General features: G+C 67.7%; 25 protein-coding genes. 15 read left to right on the plus strand and 10 right to left on the minus strand.

Annotation, left to right across the window (positions count from 1 at the left end):
* The 4 genes from ITJ59_RS16275 (at window position 1) to ITJ59_RS16290 (ending at window position 3,743) form a co-directional block, all read left to right on the plus strand.
* A complete protein-coding gene (locus tag ITJ59_RS16275; protein WP_194652338.1) occupies window positions 1-870 on the plus strand; it encodes a sugar phosphate isomerase/epimerase family protein in 870 nt (289 codons plus the stop codon).
* Window positions 867-1,991 (plus strand): transaldolase family protein, encoded by a 1,125-nt coding sequence (locus ITJ59_RS16280; protein ID WP_228511660.1) that lies wholly within the window; start codon window positions 867-869, stop codon window positions 1,989-1,991. Before ITJ59_RS16275 ends, ITJ59_RS16280 begins: the two co-directional genes overlap by 4 nt.
* Window positions 1,988-3,217 carry a Gfo/Idh/MocA family protein gene (locus tag ITJ59_RS16285; RefSeq protein WP_194652339.1) on the plus strand — a complete coding sequence of 410 codons (1,230 nt, stop codon included), beginning with the start codon at window positions 1,988-1,990 and terminating at the stop codon, window positions 3,215-3,217. Before ITJ59_RS16280 ends, ITJ59_RS16285 begins: the two co-directional genes overlap by 4 nt.
* A gap of 118 nt (window positions 3,218-3,335) precedes the next feature.
* The gene (locus ITJ59_RS16290; protein WP_194652340.1) at window positions 3,336-3,743 is read left to right on the plus strand and encodes a tautomerase family protein; all 408 of its coding nucleotides are present in this window, start codon (window positions 3,336-3,338) and stop codon (window positions 3,741-3,743) included.
* A 156-nt stretch (window positions 3,744-3,899) separates the two neighbouring features.
* On the opposite strand, the gene ITJ59_RS16295 is transcribed toward ITJ59_RS16290, so the two are convergent.
* The 4 genes from ITJ59_RS16295 to ITJ59_RS16310 form a co-directional block, all read right to left on the minus strand.
* Window positions 3,900-4,658, minus strand: coding sequence for a GntR family transcriptional regulator (locus ITJ59_RS16295; protein WP_194652341.1), 759 nt, complete (start codon window positions 4,656-4,658; stop codon window positions 3,900-3,902).
* Between the two features lie 95 nt (window positions 4,659-4,753).
* On the minus strand, window positions 4,754-5,218 hold the full coding sequence (locus tag ITJ59_RS16300; RefSeq protein WP_194652342.1) for an SRPBCC family protein: 465 nt from the start codon (window positions 5,216-5,218) through the stop codon (window positions 4,754-4,756).
* 92 nt (window positions 5,219-5,310) lie between these two features.
* Window positions 5,311-5,949 carry an exonuclease domain-containing protein gene (locus ITJ59_RS16305; protein WP_194652343.1) on the minus strand — a complete coding sequence of 213 codons (639 nt, stop codon included), beginning with the start codon at window positions 5,947-5,949 and terminating at the stop codon, window positions 5,311-5,313.
* Window positions 5,950-6,012: 63 nt separating this feature from the next.
* Window positions 6,013-6,477: a hypothetical protein gene (locus tag ITJ59_RS16310; protein ID WP_194652344.1), complete on the minus strand. Its 465-nt coding sequence runs from the start codon at window positions 6,475-6,477 to the stop codon at window positions 6,013-6,015.
* Between the two features lie 91 nt (window positions 6,478-6,568).
* On the opposite strand from ITJ59_RS16310, the gene ITJ59_RS16315 reads away from it, so the two are divergent.
* The 5 genes from ITJ59_RS16315 to ITJ59_RS16335 are packed head-to-tail and all read left to right on the plus strand — an operon-like array spanning window position 6,569 to window position 9,961.
* The gene (locus ITJ59_RS16315; RefSeq protein WP_194652345.1) at window positions 6,569-7,126 is read left to right on the plus strand and encodes a hypothetical protein; all 558 of its coding nucleotides are present in this window, start codon (window positions 6,569-6,571) and stop codon (window positions 7,124-7,126) included.
* 9 nt (window positions 7,127-7,135) lie between these two features.
* Window positions 7,136-7,345 carry a hypothetical protein gene (locus ITJ59_RS16320; RefSeq protein ID WP_194652346.1) on the plus strand — a complete coding sequence of 70 codons (210 nt, stop codon included), beginning with the start codon at window positions 7,136-7,138 and terminating at the stop codon, window positions 7,343-7,345.
* A 59-nt stretch (window positions 7,346-7,404) separates the two neighbouring features.
* Window positions 7,405-8,478: a redox-regulated ATPase YchF gene (ychF, locus tag ITJ59_RS16325; RefSeq protein WP_194652347.1), complete on the plus strand. Its 1,074-nt coding sequence runs from the start codon at window positions 7,405-7,407 to the stop codon at window positions 8,476-8,478.
* Between the two features lie 10 nt (window positions 8,479-8,488).
* The gene (locus ITJ59_RS19790; protein WP_194652348.1) at window positions 8,489-8,842 is read left to right on the plus strand and encodes a HEPN domain-containing protein; all 354 of its coding nucleotides are present in this window, start codon (window positions 8,489-8,491) and stop codon (window positions 8,840-8,842) included.
* Window positions 8,843-9,961, plus strand: a complete 1,119-nt coding sequence (locus tag ITJ59_RS16335; protein ID WP_194652349.1) for a hypothetical protein — start codon at window positions 8,843-8,845, stop codon at window positions 9,959-9,961.
* 144 nt (window positions 9,962-10,105) lie between these two features.
* Here the strand turns inward: ITJ59_RS16335 and ITJ59_RS16340 are convergent, their stop codons facing one another.
* The gene (locus ITJ59_RS16340; RefSeq protein WP_194652350.1) at window positions 10,106-10,615 is read right to left on the minus strand and encodes a hypothetical protein; all 510 of its coding nucleotides are present in this window, start codon (window positions 10,613-10,615) and stop codon (window positions 10,106-10,108) included.
* Between the two features lie 257 nt (window positions 10,616-10,872).
* Window positions 10,873-11,676, minus strand: a complete 804-nt coding sequence (locus ITJ59_RS16345) for an HTH domain-containing protein (protein WP_323749534.1) — start codon at window positions 11,674-11,676, stop codon at window positions 10,873-10,875.
* Between the two features lie 175 nt (window positions 11,677-11,851).
* Here ITJ59_RS16345 and ITJ59_RS16350 point away from each other — a divergent pair, with 175 nt between their 5' ends.
* The 3 genes from ITJ59_RS16350 to ITJ59_RS16360 all read left to right on the plus strand — a co-directional run bounded on the left by ITJ59_RS16350 (window position 11,852) and on the right by ITJ59_RS16360 (window position 13,098).
* On the plus strand, window positions 11,852-12,568 hold the full coding sequence (locus ITJ59_RS16350) for a hypothetical protein (RefSeq protein WP_194652351.1): 717 nt from the start codon (window positions 11,852-11,854) through the stop codon (window positions 12,566-12,568).
* Between the two features lie 140 nt (window positions 12,569-12,708).
* Window positions 12,709-12,900 (plus strand): DUF2510 domain-containing protein, encoded by a 192-nt coding sequence (locus tag ITJ59_RS16355; RefSeq protein WP_194652352.1) that lies wholly within the window; start codon window positions 12,709-12,711, stop codon window positions 12,898-12,900.
* 3 nt (window positions 12,901-12,903) lie between these two features.
* The gene (locus ITJ59_RS16360) at window positions 12,904-13,098 is read left to right on the plus strand and encodes a DUF4177 domain-containing protein (RefSeq protein ID WP_323749535.1); all 195 of its coding nucleotides are present in this window, start codon (window positions 12,904-12,906) and stop codon (window positions 13,096-13,098) included.
* 30 nt (window positions 13,099-13,128) lie between these two features.
* On the opposite strand, the gene ITJ59_RS16365 is transcribed toward ITJ59_RS16360, so the two are convergent.
* Window positions 13,129-13,512 carry a HepT-like ribonuclease domain-containing protein gene (locus tag ITJ59_RS16365; RefSeq protein ID WP_194652353.1) on the minus strand — a complete coding sequence of 128 codons (384 nt, stop codon included), beginning with the start codon at window positions 13,510-13,512 and terminating at the stop codon, window positions 13,129-13,131.
* On the minus strand, window positions 13,509-13,973 hold the full coding sequence (locus tag ITJ59_RS16370; protein WP_194652354.1) for a helix-turn-helix domain-containing protein: 465 nt from the start codon (window positions 13,971-13,973) through the stop codon (window positions 13,509-13,511). The genes ITJ59_RS16365 and ITJ59_RS16370 overlap by 4 nt, the downstream gene beginning before the upstream one ends.
* 101 nt (window positions 13,974-14,074) lie before the next feature.
* On the opposite strand from ITJ59_RS16370, the gene ITJ59_RS16375 reads away from it, so the two are divergent.
* Window positions 14,075-14,539, plus strand: coding sequence for a phage tail protein (locus tag ITJ59_RS16375; protein WP_194652355.1), 465 nt, complete (start codon window positions 14,075-14,077; stop codon window positions 14,537-14,539).
* A gap of 79 nt (window positions 14,540-14,618) precedes the next feature.
* Here the strand turns inward: ITJ59_RS16375 and ITJ59_RS16380 are convergent, their stop codons facing one another.
* Both ITJ59_RS16380 and ITJ59_RS16385 read right to left on the minus strand, forming a co-directional pair.
* A complete protein-coding gene (locus tag ITJ59_RS16380) occupies window positions 14,619-14,906 on the minus strand; it encodes a hypothetical protein (RefSeq protein WP_131845315.1) in 288 nt (95 codons plus the stop codon).
* A 273-nt stretch (window positions 14,907-15,179) separates the two neighbouring features.
* Window positions 15,180-15,791, minus strand: a complete 612-nt coding sequence (locus tag ITJ59_RS16385; protein WP_194652356.1) for a cyanamide hydratase — start codon at window positions 15,789-15,791, stop codon at window positions 15,180-15,182.
* 137 nt (window positions 15,792-15,928) lie between these two features.
* Between ITJ59_RS16385 and ITJ59_RS16390 the strand changes: the two genes are divergently transcribed.
* Together ITJ59_RS16390 and ITJ59_RS16395 are read left to right on the plus strand one after the other, a co-directional pair.
* Window positions 15,929-16,735: a hypothetical protein gene (locus ITJ59_RS16390; RefSeq protein WP_194652357.1), complete on the plus strand. Its 807-nt coding sequence runs from the start codon at window positions 15,929-15,931 to the stop codon at window positions 16,733-16,735.
* On the plus strand, window positions 16,732-18,618 hold the full coding sequence (locus ITJ59_RS16395) for an amidase family protein (RefSeq protein ID WP_194652358.1): 1,887 nt from the start codon (window positions 16,732-16,734) through the stop codon (window positions 18,616-18,618). Before ITJ59_RS16390 ends, ITJ59_RS16395 begins: the two co-directional genes overlap by 4 nt.
* Window positions 18,619-18,657: the final 39 nt, after the last annotated feature.

Below are 18,657 nucleotides of genomic sequence, written 5' to 3' on the forward strand. Positions count from 1 at the left end.
ATGCCGGAGATCGCGCTCGACCCCACGCCGTACCACCACGACCTGTCGCTACTGGAGTTCCCGCAGAAGGTCGCCGACCTCGGCTACGAGTACCTGCAGCTCACCCCGCACAAGGACTTCATCCCGTTCTACCGGCACCCGACGGCCGACGACGACCTCGTCGACGCGTTCGCCGCGGCGTGCACCACGGCCGGTGTCCAGGTCGCGTCCGTCCTGCCCGTCCTGCGCTGGGCCGGCCCGGACAAAGAGGCCCGCGAGGCCGCCGTCAAGAAGTGGAAGCGGGTCATCGAGATCACGAAGCGCCTCGGCGTGGACACGATCAACACGGAGTTCTCCGGCCGTCCCGAGCGTGCCGAGGAGTCCGAGGACCAGTTCCACTGGGCGATGGAGGAGCTCCTGCCGATCATCGAGGACTCCGGCATCCGCGTGCTCATCGACCCGCACCCCGACGACTTCGTCGAGGACGGGCTCGAGGCACTCCGGGTGATCCGCGGGCTGAACTCGAAGAGCATCGGGTTCGTCTACGTCGCCTGCCACACGTTCCACTACGGCGGGAACATGGACGAGATCATCGACGCCGCCGGCGACTCGCTGCAGCTCGTGCACGTCGCCGACGCCTACGACCACCACCGGTCGCACGGCCTGCGCTACATCACCAACCCGCCCGGCAACCCGGTCCGCGTGCACCAGCACCTGCCCGTCGGCCAGGCGGACGTCGACTTCGACGCCTTCTGGGCCGCCCTCGACCGCGTCGGCTTCACGGCGCGCGAGGACACCGTCGCGGTGTCGAGCGTCTTCGCCGAGGACGAGAACGCCGATGCGGTCTCGCGCTTCCAGCTCGACACGATCAAGAAGGGACTCACCCGATGACGACCCCCGTGCAGACGGCCACCGAGACCCCGACGCCCACCGGCGCCGACGTCCGACCCGTCACCCTGCAGGCCGCGGAACAGACCGTGACCGCCCTGTGGAACGACTCCGCCGACCCGCGCGAGCTGTCGACCGCGATCCACGAGTACGGCGCCGTCGGGGCGACGTGCAACCCGGTGATCGCGTACACCTGCATCAAGCAGGACCCGGAGACCTGGGTGCCGCGCATCCGCCAGATCGCCGCGGAGCACCCGACGGCGGGGGAGTCCTGGATCGGCTGGAAGGCCGTCGAGGAGCTCTCCATCGCGGCGGCCGGGCAGTTGCTGCCCGCGTTCGAGGCGTCCGGCGGCCGCAACGGTCGCCTGTCGATGCAGACCGACCCGCGCTTCCACCGCGACGCCGACGCCCTGGTGGAGCAGGCCGTGCGGTTCTCGCAGCTCGCCCCGAACATCATCGTGAAGATCCCCGCCACCGAGATCGGCATCGCCGCGATCGAGGAGGCCGCCTACCGCGGGGTGTCGATCAACGCGACGGTGTCGTTCACGGTGCCGCAGGTCGTCGCCGTCGGTGAGGCCATCGAGCGTGCGCTCGACCGTCGTGCCGCCGACGGGCTGCCCGACCAGGAGTTCGGCCACGTCGTCACGCTGATGGCCGGCCGGTTCGATGACTGGCTGAAGACCGTCGTCAAGCGCGACCACGTCCTGGTCGACCCCGGGATCCTCGAGTGGGCCGGCGTCGCCGCGGTGAAGAACGCCTACCGGGTGTTCCAGGAGCGTGGCTTCCGCTCGCGCGTGCTCGTCGCGGCCTTCCGGAACGCGCTGCAGTGGTCGGAGTTCCAGGGCGGGGACCTCGTCGTCTCGCCGCCGTTCCAGTGGACGAAGGACATCAACGACAACGCGTTCCCGTTCCGTCCGGACGCCATCCACGACGAGGTACCTGCTGACGTCATCGACGCCCTGCGTGCCGCGACGCCCGAGTTCGCCCGCGGGTACGACGTCGACGGCATGACCATCGACGAGTTCGACCGGTTCGGTGCCACGGTGACGACACTGCGCCAGTTCCTGGACGCCGACGCACAGCTCGACGCCCTGGTCCGCGACATCATCGTCCCCGCCGCATGACCGCCGTGGACACCGCCGTGGACGCCGCCGCGCCGGTCAGCATCGGCGTCGGCCTCATCTCGGTCGGCTGGATGGGGCGGCTGCACTCCCGCGCCTACCGCGCGCTGCCGGACCACTTCCCGGAGCTCGGCGTGCAGCCCCGGCTCGTCGTCGCCGCGGACCCGATCGAGGCCGCACGCGACCAGGCCGTCACCCGCCTGGGCTACGAGCGGGCCGTCGCCGACTACCACGAGGTCCTCGCCGACCCGGCCGTCGACGTCGTGTCGATCTGCTCGCCGAACTTCCTGCACCGCGAGATGGCGGTCGCCGCTGCCAAGGCCGGCAAGCCGTTCTGGATCGAGAAGCCGATGGGCCGCTACGCCAGTGACTCTCGCGAGATCCACGAGGCCGTCCAGCGCGCGGGCGTCATCACGAGCGTCGGCTTCAACTACCGGCACGCCCCGGCGATCGAGCGGGCGCGCGAACTCGTCCGCAGCGGTCGCCTCGGCCGCATCACGAACGTGCGCGGCTCGCTGCTCGCCGACTACTCGTCCGACCCCGCGGCGCCGCTCACCTGGCGCTTCGAGCGGGAGCGCGCCGGGTCGGGCGTCCTCGGCGACCTGCTCTCGCACGGCCTCGACCTGGCGCAGTACGTCGTCGGTCGGATCGCCAGCGTCAGTGCACTGGCCGAGACGTTCATCCAGGAGCGCCCGAAGCCGGCCGCGGGCATCGTCGACCGGAGTGCCGCCGCCACCGGTGCGCTCGGCCGCGTCGAGAACGAGGACTACGCCGCCCTGCTCTTCCGCTTCGAGGACGGCGCCGTCGGCACCATGGACTCGAGCCGCGTCATGCGGGGCCCGCACGCCGAGTACACGCTCGAGGTCTACGGCACCAAGGGCTCCGTGCGGTGGGACTTCCAGCGCCTCAACGAGCTCGAGGTGTACCTCGACGGGCAGGAGGTGGACGGCTACGCCACGCACTACGTCACCGCGGGTGACGGCGAGTTCGCGCGCTTCCAGCCCGGCGCCGGCACGGCCATGGGCTACGACGACCTGAAGACGATCGAGGCCGCGCAGTTCATCGCGAGCGTGCGTCGCGGGGAGCAGCTCGCGCCATCGGTCGCCGACGGCCTGGCCGCTGCGTCCATCGTCGAGGCGGCGGAGGCCTCGCTCGCCGACGGTGCGTGGCACGACGTCGCGCGCGTCGACGGACCGCTCACCTACGCGGCGGCGACCCCCGTGCTCTAGACGGTCGCGGACGACGGACGGGAGGCGCGGTGCCAGCTGGCACCGCGCCTCCCGTCCGTCATGAGGTATCGATCCGTGTTACTTTGTCAGGACAAAGTCCCGAACTGCAGGAGGCACCATGCCGCTCGTCCGTATCGACCTGACCACCGGCCGCACGCCCCAGGCGGTGCGCGCAATCGCCGACGCCATCCACCAGGCCATCGTCGACGTGTACGCGATCCCCGTGCGCGACCGGTTCCAGGTGATCACCGAGCACCCGGCGCAGCAGATCATCGCCGAGGACGCCGGCCTGGGGTTCGAGCGGACCGAGGGCGTCGTCATGATCCAGGTGTTCACGCAGCGCGGGCGGGACCAGGCGGCGAAGCAGGAGCTCTACCGGGCGATCCACGACGCGCTGGCGGCGATCGGTGTCGCGTCCGAGGACGTCTTCATCGGCTACGTCGAGAACGGCCCCGAGGACTGGTCCTTCGGCTTCGGCCGCGCCCAGTACGTGACCGGCGAACTCGGCGTGCCCGCCCCCGCCTGAGCGCGCCCGCCGGCCCGCCCCCGTAACGCCCGCCCGCCCGTCCCGAGGTTCCGAAATCTCGGCATCTCGAGGCGTCCAGCGGCCATCCGTGGAACCTCGGCGTCACGCGTGCGGCGAGTCGTGGAACCTCGACGTCAGGCGGTCAGCACGAACTGCCTACTTGTCGACGAGGGTGACCTCGAACGAGTAGCGGTCGGGGCGGTAGCAGTGCACGCCGTGCTCGACCGCGCGCCCCGAGGCGTCGTACGCGGTGCGGCTCATGGTGAGCACGGGGTCGCCGTCCTCGATCTCGAGCAGACCGGCCTCTTCGTCGGTCACCGCACGGGCCCCGATCCGCTGCTTCGCCACCCGCATCGTCACACCGCGACCGCGGAGCAGCTGGTAGAGCCCGTGGTCCTGCAGGTCCTGGTCGGTGATCTCGAGGAACTCCGGCGGCAGGTAGTTCTCGAGGATCGCCATCGGGACGTCCTCGGCGAACCGCACGCGGCGGATGTGCGCCACGGTCGTGCCGGGTTCGATGCTCAGCGCCGCTGCGACCTGGTCCGAGGCGGGGACGTCGTTGCGCTCGAGGAGCTTCGTCGCCGGCGCCTGCGACCCCTGGGCCAGGTCGTCGTACAGGCTCGTCAGCTCGACCTTGCGGGTCACCGGGCCGTGCACCACCTGCGTGCCGATGCCGCGGCGACGGACGAGCAGGCCCTTGTCGACGAGGTCCTGGATCGCCCGGCGGATCGTCGGGCGGGACAGTCCGAGGCGCTCACCGAGCGCGATCTCGTTCTCGAGACGTGCGCCGGGAGGCATCACGCCGGAGCGGATCGACTCCTCGATGCGCGAGGCCACCTGGAAGTAGAGGGGCATGGGACCCGACCGGTCCAGGTCCATGAACAGGTCGGACGGCAGCTGGCCTTCGTTGGTCATCGCGGTCCTTCGGGGGATTGCGGGTTCGGCAGCGATGCCGAGGGATTGTCGTGACAATACCACCGGGGGCCCTGCTCCCCGGTGTGCCACTCCCGTCAGCGCTCGACGACCACCTTCAGCTTGGCGAGCCCCTTCTCGAAGTCACCGCCGAGGAACGTGTCCATGTTGACGAACACGCCCATCACGCGGGACATCAGGTTCTGGGGGCTCGTCATCGACCAGACGACCCGCGTGCCGCCGTCTCGCTCGAGCTCGTCGAGCCGGAACACGACCGCACTCGACGACCGGAACGGCGCGGTGAACCGCAGGTCGACGTCGACCTCGGTGGCATCGATCCGTGTGACCGCCATCGATCCGGCGCCGGCCTTGCGGTTGCCCTTCCAGGCGTAGGCCGAGCCCACCGCCCCGGGTTCACCGCCGTACGTGCGCTGGAGCGCCGGGTCACGGCCCTCCCACGGCGACCACTCGACCCAGCGGTGGAGGTCCGCCAGGTGCGGCAAGATCGCTGCGGGGCTAGCCGTGATGACGGTCTCGCGTTCGATCGTGGTGGGCGCTGCCATGCGCAGAGCGTAGTGCCGTGGTCGACGGCGCGACAGGGACCTTCGGCCCGACCCGCTCAGCCGGCTCAGTCGGCGAAGACCGACTCGCCGGCTCAGTCGGCGAAGACCATCGGGCGGTTCGACAGCCGCGGCTGCGGCACCGAGGCCTTCGGCTTCTCGGCACGGGCCCGGACCGGGGCGATCGTCACGCGGGTCGCTGCCCCCAGAGCCTCCACCGTGTCGGTGCCGTGGTGGCCGGCGGCGTGGATGACGATGGCGGCGCACGCCTCGGCATCGGCGGCGGCGTCGTGGTGCTGGAACCCCTCGAACCCGGCGGCCATCGCGGCCACGGGCAGTCGGTAGGAGTCGAGCGTGTAGGTCTTGCGGGCGACCGCGAGCGAGCACATCGAGTGGTGCTCGGCGAGGTCGATGCCGGTGGCCGAACACCCGCCGGCGATGACGCCCATGTCGAACCGGGCGTTGTGCGCGACCAGGACGTCACCCTCGGCGAAGGCCACCAGGTCGGGGTACTGCTGTTCCCACGTCTTCGCGCGGACGACGTCTTCCGCGACGATCCCGTGGATCCGGGTGTTCCACTCGAGGAACGCGTCGTGCCCGAGCGGCGGGCGGATGAACCACGACGCCCGGTCGACGACCCGGCCCGCGCGGACCTTGACGAGTCCGACGGAGCACGCGCTGGCGGGCGAGCTGTTGGCGGTCTCGAAGTCGATCGCGGTGAAGTTCAACGGCACGGTTCCGATCGTTGCACGGGGCGCCGACATCGCCGGAAGCCGCCTCGGCGTTGCGGCCGACGCTCAACGGCGCCGTGCCGAGCGGGACCCGCTGCGCCGACGACGTGCCGTCGCCCGCCAGGTCGCCGTCCGACGGGCACGTTCGCGCTGCCAGTACGGCGCGAGCAGCGTGCCCACCATCTCGAACGCCACCGCGACGCCGTCCAATCGCCAGCGCAGCGGCAGGCTCTCGACGTGTTCGGTGAGCCCGGCGGTCAGGTCGCCGGTGATGACGGGGAACCCGGAGTCGCGGGGGAGAGGGATCCCGCGGAACCGGTCCTCTTCGGCGTAGTCGATCGTGTCGTCCTCGGGGTCGTAGACGACCAGCACGTCGGCCTCGAGCTCGGCCATCGCGTCGTGCAGCTGCTCGAGCTCAGCGCGAGAGGCCCGCTCGAGTTCGGTGAGGGTCTCCGGCGCGAAGCGCTGCCGCAGACCCGGCGCTCCCATGCCCACCGAGTGCACACCGCGCTCGTCGCGTTCGAACCACATCGACGTCCTCCTGTCCCGTCGCCCGGTCCGGACGACGGGGACCACGCTGCCAGAACCCGTCGAGACGTGTTCCGGGCGGTAGCGTGCGCGCATGGGGAACGACGGAGACGATCAGCCGCTCGTGCTGGTGCTCGCCGGGGCCGGCTACGGACAGCAGGCACCGTTGCTGTGGTGGTCACAGGCCATCGCGTCGGCGGCCGGGTGCGAGGTCGTGGCACCGGCCTGGAACATCGACGACGACGCCGGGGCCGACCCGGTGGCGTTCGTCGAGGCCGCGATCGGGGCTGCGCTGGGCGATCGCCTGCCCGACCTGGTCATCGCGAAGTCGTTCGGGTGCTTCGCCCTGCCCTGGGCGATCCGGAACGACATTCCCGGGGTCTGGCTCACGCCGGTCCTCACACACGACGACGTGGCCACGGCGCTCGCCGCCGCCACCGACGCGCACGACGCGATCGGGGGTGGAGACGACACCATGTGGCGGCCCGAGCGGGTCTCGGGGACTGCTGCGCGCCTCCAGACCGTCGACCGTGCCGACCACTCGCTGCAGGTGGCCGGCGACTGGCGGGGCTCGCAGCGGCTGCAGGCCGACGTCCTCGACGTCGTCGAGCGTCGCGTGGTCGCCCTGGCCTCCCAGCAGCAGCCGGACTAGGTTCACGACATGGGGGAACCGCGGGACATGGACGAGCTGCTGGCGCAGGCGGAGCGCGTCGACGCAGCACCGCACACCACGCGGCGTGCCGTCGGGTTGGCCACCGCGCTCGTCGCAGCCGGCGCCGCCGCCGCGATCGTGGCCACCGGATCGGCCCGCGGCCTCCTCGCCGCGATCCTGTGGCTGATCACCCTGGGCGGGTCGCCACCGCCGGATTGACGGACGGACTGGAGGCCCGGGTCGGCTCCGGCGCGCCGCCGCCGGTAGGCTGTTCTTCCGTGGCTCTCACCATCGGAATCGTCGGTCTCCCGAACGTCGGCAAGTCGACCCTGTTCAACGCCCTGACCAAGAACCAGGTCCTCGCCGCGAACTACCCGTTCGCGACGATCGAGCCGAACGTCGGGGTGGTGAACCTGCCCGACTCGCGGCTCGACCAGCTCGCTGAACTCTTCCACTCGGAGAAGACCGTGCCCGCGCCGGTGTCGTTCGTCGACATCGCCGGCATCGTCAAGGGTGCGAGCGAGGGCGAGGGGCTCGGCAACAAGTTCCTCGCGAACATCCGCGAGGCCGACGCCATCGCGCAGGTCGTCCGCGGCTTCACCGACGACGACGTCGTGCACGTCGCGAACAAGGTCTCCCCGAAGGACGACCTCGAGGTCATCAACACCGAGCTGATCCTCGCTGACATGGAGACGATCGACAAGGCGCTCCCGCGGTACGAGAAGACCGTGAAGCTGAAGCAGGCCGAGCCGATCGTGCTCGAGACCGCTCGCGAGGCCCGTGCCGCGCTCGAGCAGGGCACCCTGCTGTCTGCCACCAAGATCGACCTCACGCCGATCGCCGAGCTCGGACTCCTGTCGGCCAAGCCCTTCATCTTCGTGTTCAACGTCGACGAGGCGATCCTGACCGACGACGCCCGCAAGGCCGAGCTGGCCGCGCTCGTCGCCCCCGCCCGGGCCGTCTTCCTCGACGCCCAGGTCGAGTCGGAGCTCATCGACCTCGACCCCGCCGACGCCGCCGAACTGCTCGAGTCGACCGGCCAGACCGAGTCCGGACTCGACCAGCTCGCGCGCATCGGGTTCGACACCCTCGGGCTGCAGACCTACCTGACGGCCGGTCCGAAGGAAGCCCGTGCGTGGACGATCGGCAAGGGGTGGAAGGCGCCACAGGCTGCCGGCGTCATCCACACCGACTTCGAGAAGGGCTTCATCAAGGCCGAGGTCATCTCGTTCGACGACCTGGTCGAGACCGGCTCCATCGCCGAGGCCCGCGCTGCTGGCAAGGCCCGCATCGAGGGCAAGGACTACGTCATGCAGGACGGCGACGTGGTGGAGTTCCGCTTCAACAACTAGCCTGGAGTACGTGCTCGCTGATCAGATCCTAGCCAAGGTCGAGAAAGCGGAAGAGTTCCTTCAAATGGCCGAATTCGCGATCGACCTGTCTGCGTGGGACGCGGCTTGTAGCCTTCTTTGTACTGCGGCTATCCATGCGAGTGATGCTCTAATCATGTCTGCGGGCGCAGTAATGCAGGGGAGGGCGGAGCATAACGCCGCGGTCGCCGTTCTCGGCCGAACGGTCGGCAAAGATGCGGGCTCACAGCTCGCTTTCGCTCTCAAATATAAAGCGAAGAGTCAGTACGAGGCACGGCGTTGCAGTAGAGTCGAGGCCGTGGAATGTCTGAAGCGTGTCACTCGGCTCGTCGAAAGGGCAAGATAAATGGATGAACCCCGTACTTGTTTCGTAATCGGACCCATCGGAAGCAAGTTTGCCCCCATTGGTTCTTCAGCTCGAGCGACCTACGAGGATGCCTTAGAGGTATTCGAAAAGGTGATTCAACCGGCGTGTGCTACAGAGGGTTTAGAGCCGATCCGAGCAGATCAAATTGCATCCGCTGGTGAAATAAGTGCTCAAATCTTTCGCCACCTGCGCGACGATGATGTAGTTATTGCAGATCTCAGTGGTGCCAATGCGAACGTAATGTACGAACTTGGATTACGGCACACGCGGTCGCTACTCACGGTGCAGATCGGCGAGTATGGGCAGCTGCCGTTTGACATTGCGGCAATACGTACAATCCAATTCTCGAGGTCAGAGCGCGGTTTGATCGATGCTCGGAACGATCTGATTGCAGCCCTAACTGCCGGAGCGGTGGATGACTTTGAGGAGGTCACGGCAACTCGACTGTGGTCCGAGCTGATCGATGTTCGTGTAGCCCCTCGCGAAACGACTGCTGACGAGGCTTCTTCTGATCTCGAGGAGGAGGGCTTTGAAGATGTGGGCTTCTTGGAGCGGATTGTTGACATCGAGGGCCGTTTTCCGGTCTTGAACGACCTCACAGAAGAGATTTCGGCCACCATCGTGGGCATGGGTGCACTGGCGGAATCGGCCACCGCCGATCTGACCAATGCGAACAGCTTGAACATGCCCACTAGTGCGAGGTTGGGTATGGTTGCTCAATTCGGGCGCAAACTGGAACCAGGCGCGAAGGCATTGTTAGAGCAGACCGCGCGTTTTAGCGTCGAAATGACGGCCATTGATGCGAACGTCAATGGAATCCTGACCTTCATTCAGCACACAGAGTCGCTGGAAGCAGATTCGTACCGACCCTTTCTTGAGTCCCTCCAAGGTACGGCAAAGGCGGCACGGGAGGCGACTGAGGGGATTACGCAGTTTGGCGGATCCGTCGATGTACTTAAGGGTATGAGCATGACGCTTCGACGTCCGGTAGATACAATCTCCTCTGCTGTTCGTACCATGGTGCAGGCGATGGCTCTGGCAGATACATGGGAAACGCGAACGGCCCAAATCCTCAAGTCGAAATATTCGGGAGCGTAGTAGTTAGGGTTCGCTTGGGTCGTGCGGAACGCATTCCCCCGCGATTTTGTGTCGCGCCGTCTTTTCTCGATGTCGGCGTTCTCAGCAACGCTTGTAGTCAGTGGACTTCAACAACTCGTCCGGGTATCGAGTGAATGCGCGTCGTCACCAACTCTCCGGGTCTAGAGATGCTTCAGTGGCGTTGAGCGGAAGGGACCTTAGGGCAGACACGACCTCGTCAGCGGTAAGTGTTCCGGTCTGCCACCGCGTCAGCATTAGTACAATTCTTCCGCAGGATTGGTAGCCTGTTGGTGCTTTTCCGCTCGCCCATATTGCTGCCTCGGCAGCGACGATGACTGGCCGATCTTTTTCGTCGGCACGAAGCCGAGCGCGACGGAGGGCTGTTAACTGCTCAAGTGGTTCAATGATTGTGCCCGCTCGAAGGTCTTTCATATACTGTGTGATACTCAAAAACGAGTCAGCTAAAGCTTCTGTGAGTCGATCTGAATAACGATCGTTCCGCTCGAATCTGAAGACGAAGAAGGCGACCGCTCCTGCCAATATTGCACCGAAGAATGTTGCGGCTAGGTTGGACCAGAACGCCGTCGCGTCGAAGGCGGTGAGGGTGTTCCGGAGTTCGTTTAGTGATTTCACGAGGTCATCCATGTCGTTCATGATTGAACGTTAGCTTGGAATTCCCTACCTCGGTTCGTGTCTGTACGAACAACGTGTTCGCTGCCGTGAATTATTTCGGGTCGCTGGGTGCACCCCTGGTGTCGGTTTCCCGCGTGTTCGACGACGGGGAAGGGGGTAGCGCCTCGAGACGGGCCGGGTCCGGTCGCGGCGGCTCTCGCGGCGTCCGAGGAGAAGTTGTCTGCGCACGGCCTAAGTCAACGCTCACTCGTCGATGGCGTAGCGGCTCGCGTCGGATCCTACAGGTTGTCCGAAAGTTCCGCGAGAAGACGCTTCTTCCGCGCCTTCTCGATGTTTGGGTCTATCTGCTGGATGAACTCAAGCTCGGCAAAGCCGTCTCCTTGGCGACGGTTCTGAGGCGGTTCGAGCGCTTCGATCAAGAGCGCTTCGAGGGTTGAGATCACAAGATCGGCGTCGAGATCGGTGTCGGGTGCGTCTTCCAGCTCGCCGTTGGCGCCCACGGGACGAACCCCGAACCAAGAGAATCGGTCCCAGCGTCCGCTCAACCGATCGCGGGTGTGCTCACGCAGACGCTTGCCCATTCGAGGCTCGGTCACACGACCCACGTACACCAAGCGACTGCCGTCGTACAAGATGTAGACGCCCTCCTGGCTACTGAAATCGACCGCGGCGCTGCCCGTTAGCTGAACTCCCAGCATGGTTGGCGCGGAAGGCGCCCAGTCAATCTCGGCTCGACGCCAGAAGAGTCCGAACGCGTTCAATAGCCCACGCTCATCCTCAGAGACGTCCGCTGTTCCGGTGTCCTCAAGCGCGACGACTGGCGTTTGCGCTGCAGAGGAGGGAACCGGCTTGTCCTCCTTAGCGGCCGGCGGGTAACGGAAGACCCCTCTATCCAACTTCTCAACCTCGGACCGAAGCGGTTCCTGCGACAAGTACGATGCAACCGCCGTGTGTGGGGTTGCACCAACCTTCGAACGGAGATTGCCGTCGAGAATCGCCTGCGCGATCTCAGAGGTTCTCATCGGTTCGCCCTGCTCAGCGAGCACCTTTTTGATTGCTTCGCTCCAGCCCAGATTCTGCACGCGCCCACAGTATCGTCCCTGTGCTCGAGGGGCGAGGCCCGGCAGTGTGACCTGACCGATGTAGGTCCGTGCGTGCGACTAAGCCTGAAAGGCGAACTCAGGCACGCGTTCGATACGTGGGTTTCGCGATTGTCCGAGGTCGGCCCTGTCCGGTGAGGCCGTAGCATTCAACACCGTGAGTGAAACTGAGTCGGAGCCGTCGGCGCGCGACGCGCCCTCGGAGTCCAAGGATCACCGTCCCTGGCTGTACGTGATGGCTGGCGCAGTTGTGCTGGTAGGCATTGTTGTCCTGCGCGGAAGTCTTCCCGCTCCGGCCGGTTTTCCGGCTTTCACGACCTGGCCACCAACTCTCGCGCCAGCGGGCGCAACACTGATGGTCGGCGGTCTGGCCGGAGTAGTCGCGCTGGCGGCATCCGTCAGCTGGCGCAAGCAGCGGGCACGCGATGAGGTTGTGGAGCAACGGAGGCGCGAGAACGACCGCGCGTACGAGACTTGGAAGACTCAAGCTTCTCACTATGACACGTTGGCGGTCTCGGTGATTCAGCAGTTCGTGGGTTCGATCGACTTGCAAGCTATGGCGGCGGACCGGGGGAGAGCGGTCCTGTGGGGCTCGGCAGCAGTCGTCCGTGCTCTAGAGCAATGGGACGTTGCAGCGATCAGCGCACGCGAGAAGCAGGCGGAGAGAGGTCACGGGGATCTCGATGATATGAAGAAGGGAGAGCTGTGGACCGCCTTGGCACACCTCATCCGAACGATGAGGGGGGAGCTTCCTGGTGACCTACGAGAGGTCCTTCCCAATCGGACGGTCCTCCGCGCCGTCTTCGGCGACTTCCGGTACCTCGATGACCACGATTTGCTGCCAAGCACCGTCCTGGACGCCGTGGACGAGTAGGAATTTCGCGCCTCGTGTTTGGGCAGGCAGCTGGTAACGGCCGCCCGTCTGGCAGCCAGATCCGAAACCTGCGGACCGGGGTGGAGTTCCGCTTCAACGACTGACCTCCCGCTGGGTCCGTCGTTCGCCAGGATGAGCGCATGACGACCGCGCAGGCAGCGTGGTACGACGACAGCTCCGGAACTATGCGGTTGTGGGACGGGTCCGCTTGGACGGAGGAAGTGCAGCCTCAGGCTCCGGCGGCGTCGGGCGTCGGCGGGGTGATCGGCCGGATCCAGGCCGAGGCCGCTTCGGGTGGTCAGCCGCGTCCGGCACAGAACGGGATGAGCTAAGTCGTGCTGCAGGTAGTGCTCAAGGCGAAGTTCTTCGGCACGGGTTCCGGCAACATGATCGAGCTCGAGGAGGCGATCAACGCCCAGGCGGCCCTCGGGTACCGGCTCCACACGAACACCACTGCCTCGTCGGGCACCACAGGGTTCGGCGGTGGAGACCGAGCGCAGGCCATCATGGTGTTCAAACGGATCGACTGAGTTGGTCCCGCCCGGATCAGCAGACCGGGCTCAGTCGACGAGCGCCAGGATCACCGCCGGGACGCGGTGCTCGATCGCCTCCCAGATGATCTCCTTGCGCGCCTGCCGGTAGTCGTGCGAGAGGATGTTTCGCGTCTTCCTGACAGCGGCAAGCGACAGATCGGACGGAAGCCGGGCTTCCCTGTCGGCGGGAAGCCGTCCGAGCAGGTCGTCGAAGTGGATGATGACGGCCTCGGCGGCTCGGTACGTCAGGCTTCGAGTTGCGTCGAACTCCACGCGACCGTGTTCGACAATCTGCGAACATTCGGCGAGCAAGTCGAGAAAGCTCGCCTGCAGCGACGGCCAGCGGTCTGCTGAGTCGGCTGAGTCGCGATCGACGCGTTGCCGTGGGGTGAACCGGGGCGGTGGGGTCACAGCGGCACTGCTTCGTCGAGCACGTGCGCGAAGTGCTCGTCACCCTCGAGGTCGTCGGTGAGGACGTCGACGTCGAAGCCGGTGATGGTCTCGACTTCGTGGGCGAAGCCGCCGAGGTCGAACAGCGATGCGGCTGGGGTCAGGTGCACGAGCAGGTCGATGTCGCTGTGCTCGGTGTCCTGCCCGCGGACCGTGGAGCCGAAGACGCGAACGTTCTCGAGGTGGAACCGCTTTGCCTCGTCGAGGATCGCGTCGGCGTAGACGGCGAGAGGGATGCTCGGGCGCGTTTGCGCAGCAGTGAGGATCCGCTGGAGCGACTCGAGCCGCGGCTGCTTGCGTCCGCTCTCGTACGCGGAGATGGTCGGCTGCTGCATCCCGGCGGCGGCGGCGAGGCTGGTCTGTGAGAGGCCCAGATCCTCGCGGGCAGCGCGGATGAGTTCTGCTGCACGTTCGACTCGCACGGGCACCTCCTCTATAGCTCTCGACTATAGATGCGTCGCACTCGCTCGGGAAGGTGCGCGGTGGACTAGATTCGGCTCGTCCGAGTGCCCAAGGAGGCCCCATGTCGTACGTCGTCGACTTCGTGAACGTGTCCACGGTGGGTCTGGAGTCCTCGCCGGTCGCCGATGCACTCGCCGGACTCCGTGCCAACGAGGCGCGGTACTTCGCGAACAAGTACGACCACCTGTTCACCACGCACGCCGCAGCTGACGTGCCGGACCTGGTCGGGTACGTGCGGCGGGTCCTCGACGAGGAGCGCGGACTGGTCATCGCGTCGCCGCCGCTCGAAGCGACGGAAGTCCTGGTCGACGGCGTGCGCTGGACGTACGTCTTCTACGAGTCCGGCCTGGCGATCAACGTGCTCTACACGCTCGAACCGGGCGGCAAGCGTGCAGTCGGCTTCAAGCTCTCCGACGGCATGGACGTTCCCGAGGAGCTCGCGGACAAGTTCAAGTTCGCGCGGCAGAAGTCGAAGCTCGCCGGCACGATCCGCGGCTCGTTCTTTGTCGTCAAGGGCGAGTACTGACGCGCCACCGCGACGCGCCACGCACGACGAAGCGCCGCCGGGACAGCCCGGCGGCGCTTCGCGTTCGTACTGGTGGAGCCTAGGCCGCGAGGGCCATCTCGCCCGCCTGCACGGACTGTGCCTGCAGCAGGGTGCGGCTGGCCTCACCCGCCCAGGAGCGGCCCGGGACGGTCCAGCCGGCCTCGCCGACGGCGTCCAGACGGGTGCCGCGGGTCACGAAGGTCTGCAGGTCGTCGGCCGCAATGCGGACGAGGTACTCGCGCTGCGAGCGGTCGTCACGCACGGGGAACTCGGCGATGCGGTCGGGGGTGATCGTCGGGGCCGCGAGTGCGGTCCCGAACACGGTGATTCGTTCGTTGCTGGTCATGGTGCTGTACTTCCTGGTCATTCGGCGCCGGGGCGACTCGGTGTCGGCGGACGTCTCAGTCCGGCGCGACGCATCGAGTGCGGGGCGCGCACGTCGAGTTTCAACGTGCTGCTGATCCGTTCGGATCGAGCGGTGGTCTCGGTTGGAATGCGACTCGGGTGAGCCGGTCTCGAGACGTTGGTGTGCGCGAGTCAGATGGGTTCGCTGCAGTGCACCAACCAAGAACTATACGCACCCGAGGCGAAGAAGTCCAGCGCAGGCCAGGAAGACGGTTCAGGAAGCCAGGAACGTGTCCCACCGACGCCCGCCGGCGGCCACGTTGCCGGAGCCGTCGAGTCGCGCGGCGGCGGAGGACGGCTTTCGCGCTGCCTGGGAGTGGATGAGCCCGTCGAACTCGGCGGAGAACCCGAGGCGGGGCAGTGCGGTGGCGACGGCGTGCAGGTCGTCGGTGGACCACCGGGAGAACCCTGCACCGGAGACGTCGAGCGACGTGGCGACCTCGAGCAGGTGTCCCTCCACGTCCACCGCGGGGTCGACGGAGGTCCACATGTGCCGCTCGATGACCTCGCTGACCCGTCGAGCGCGGCCGGCGTCCCATCCTGCACCGAGGGCGAACACCGAACCGACGGCACCCCCGGCGTCCTCGAACGGCACGTTGTGGGCGTCGAACGAGTGCGTGACGCCCAGGTCGTGCAGCATCGTCGCGACGAACAGCAGCTCGTGGTCGGGCGCGAGGTCGACGGTCGGGGCGAGCAGGACCGCCCACGCCCACGAGCGCAGGCAGTGGTTGACGAGCGCCGGCGACGACCAGGTGCGGACGACGTCCAACGCCCGTGCGGCGACGGGGGAGGGCGGGGTGAGCAGGGCTTCGACGTCGAGCGACATGGCACGACAGTAGCGGTGCGACGGAGCCGTAACGGCGCGGAAACCTGCCGGGCCCGAGCCGGAAACAGCGCACCGTTAGCTTTCGGATCACTGAGTACCCGCTCAGCACCCGACCTCCTCCCGAAGGATCTGCACCCATGCAGCACCGCCTCCGGCTGCGCCCCCGCGCGACGATCGTCTCCTCGACGCTCGTCGCCGCCGGGGCGATCGGCCTCGCCGCCCTGACCGCCGCACCGGCCCAGGCGGCACCGACCGCGACGACCGCCACCATCGACGCCCCCAGCTCCGCGACCGTCGGAACCCCGTTCGACGTCGACCTGACGATCCCGGCGACGGCCGACGTCTACGCGTACGAGATCACCCTCGACGCCGGCGCGGACTCCGTGTCGTACGTCGACGACAGCGTCACCGGACCGGACGGCGGCTTCGACAGCGTCGAGCAGGACGGCGACGCCCTGACGATCGTGCACACCCGGCTCGGGACCTCGCCGGCGCTCGGCGGCGACCTCGCTGCCTCGATCGGCCTGACGCCGACCGCACCGGGCAGCGTCGACCTGGCGATCACGAGCATCACGCTCGTCGGATCCGACGGCACCTCGATGACCCTCACCGACCCGGCGAGCACCACGATCTCGATCGCTGCAGCGGCGACCGCGTCCCCGACGGCCACGCCGACCCCGGGCGCCACCGCCACGGCCGACCCGGGCACCGGCGCGGGCGACCCCGACCCGACGACCACCCCGGTGGTCTCGGACCCGACGACGGGGGCCACCGCCGTCGCAGCTCCCGGTGGGGGCCGCCCCACCGGCGGTGAACTCGCCTGGACCGGCGCCGACGTCGCCCCGTGGATCGCCGCTTCCCTGGCCCTCCTCGCTGCCGGCGGGACCCTGATCACCCTGCGCGCGCGCCGCGCCCGCCGCGACCGCACCGGAGCAGCCGAATGACCGCCACGAAGCCGGCCGCCAGCACGCAGGCCGCCACGAAGCCATCCACCAGCCGGAAGCGCTCGGCCGTCGCCGGCGCCTCGCTCATCGCCCTCGTCGGCACCGTCCTCGCCGCGACCCCCGCGATCACGGCCGCAGCAGCTCCGGCCGCGGTGGACGCCAGCCCCGCCGCGATGCTCGCGCCGTACTACACGGACCTCGATCTGACCGGCGACGACCAGGTCGCCAAGGCCGACCTGACCGTGCTCACCGATCACCTCGGCGCGACGGCCACGAGCGCCGACTGGGCGACGGTCAGCGCCGCGGACACCGACGGCGACGGCACGATCACCGTCGCAGACCTCGCGGCCCTGTCCCAGCGGATGATCTACGACGACGGCCCGTTCACCCTCGTCGAGGCGTCCACCATCGACATGCAGGCCGCGATGAACGCCGGGGTCACCACCTCGGTCGCGATCACGCAGGACTACCTCGACCGCATCGCCGCCTACGACCGCACGAAGGTCGACGGCGCGACGACCGGCCGCGCGCTCAACTCGATCGTCACGACGAACGCCGAGGCCCTCGCTGCCGCGAAGACGGCGGATACCGAGCGTGCCGAGCACGGCATGACGAGCATGCTGCTCGGCGTGCCGATCGCGGTGAAGGACAACTACGACACCAAGGACATGCCGACCACGGGCGGCTGCGGCTGCTGGGACGACAACCAGACCGACACCGACGCCTCCATGGTCGCCGGGCTGCGCGGTGCCGGTGCGGTGATCCTCGCCAAGGCCAGCCTCGACGAGTTCGCCTACGGCTTCGTCTCGGAGTTCTCCTCGAACCAGCCCGCCGGCTCGTCGCTCCTGGTCGCCAGCCCGTACAACACGGCACAGACCGCCGGCGGTTCGAGCGGTGGCACCGGCGCGGCGATCGCGGCGAACCTCGCCGGCATCGGGTTCGGCACCGACACGGGCGGTTCGATCCGCATCCCGTCGACGTACAACCAGCTGGTCGGTATCCGTCCGACGGTCGGCCTGGCCAGCCGCGACGGCATCATCCCACTCGCGCTGTCGCAGGACACCGGTGGGCCCATCGCCCGCTCGGTGACCGACGCGGCCGTCGCGCTCGACGCCGTGACCGGCGTGGACGCGGCCGACCCTGTCACGAGTGCGCAGGCAGGCAAGGTGCCGACCTCGTACACGTCGTCGCTCGATGCCGGCTCGCTCAAGGGCGCCCGCATCGGCTACGTCACGTCGATGGTCGGCACGAACGCCACGACCAAGCGCCTGTTCGACGCGTCCGTCGCGAAGCTGCAGGCTGCCGGCGCGACCGTCGTCCCGATCACCGCGACGACCGCGTTCAACCGGGTCCTGTCCGAGGGCAGCGGCAGCACGAACGAGTTCAAGCACGACCTGGACCAGTACGTCGCGAAGCACCTCGACCCCGACGTGACCGCTCGGTCGCTGCAGGGCATCCTGGCCTCGGGTGAGTACGTGCCGAGCCGCAAGTCGACCTACGAGTCCCGCGACCTGATCACCGACACGCAGTACCAGGCGTGGGCCGGGCCGACGGGTTCGCACACGACGCAGCTCGCCACCGGCAAGCAGCTCGTCACGCAGATGCTCGACGACCAGGACCTCGACTCGCTGATCTACCCGTCGGGTACGCCCTACGGCACGCAGTCGACGAACATGCGTCTGAGCCCGAACACCGGCATGCCGGCGATCACCGTCCCGATGGGGCAGGCGACCGCAGCCGACGGCACGATCACCGGTGCCGGCGTGAACCTCGAGTTCCTCGGCCGCTCGTTCGACGAGAGCACGCTGATCGGCCTCGGCTACGCCTTCGAGCAGGAGACGAAGGCGCGCACCACGCCCGCGCTCTACGGCGCGCTCGGCTGACGACGGTCGCCTTCCTGGAATAGGCATACTTTTCCAGGA

Origin of the sequence: Curtobacterium sp. VKM Ac-1393 (assembly GCF_015350995.1) — a bacterium.
GTDB lineage: Bacteria > Actinomycetota > Actinomycetes > Actinomycetales > Microbacteriaceae > Curtobacterium.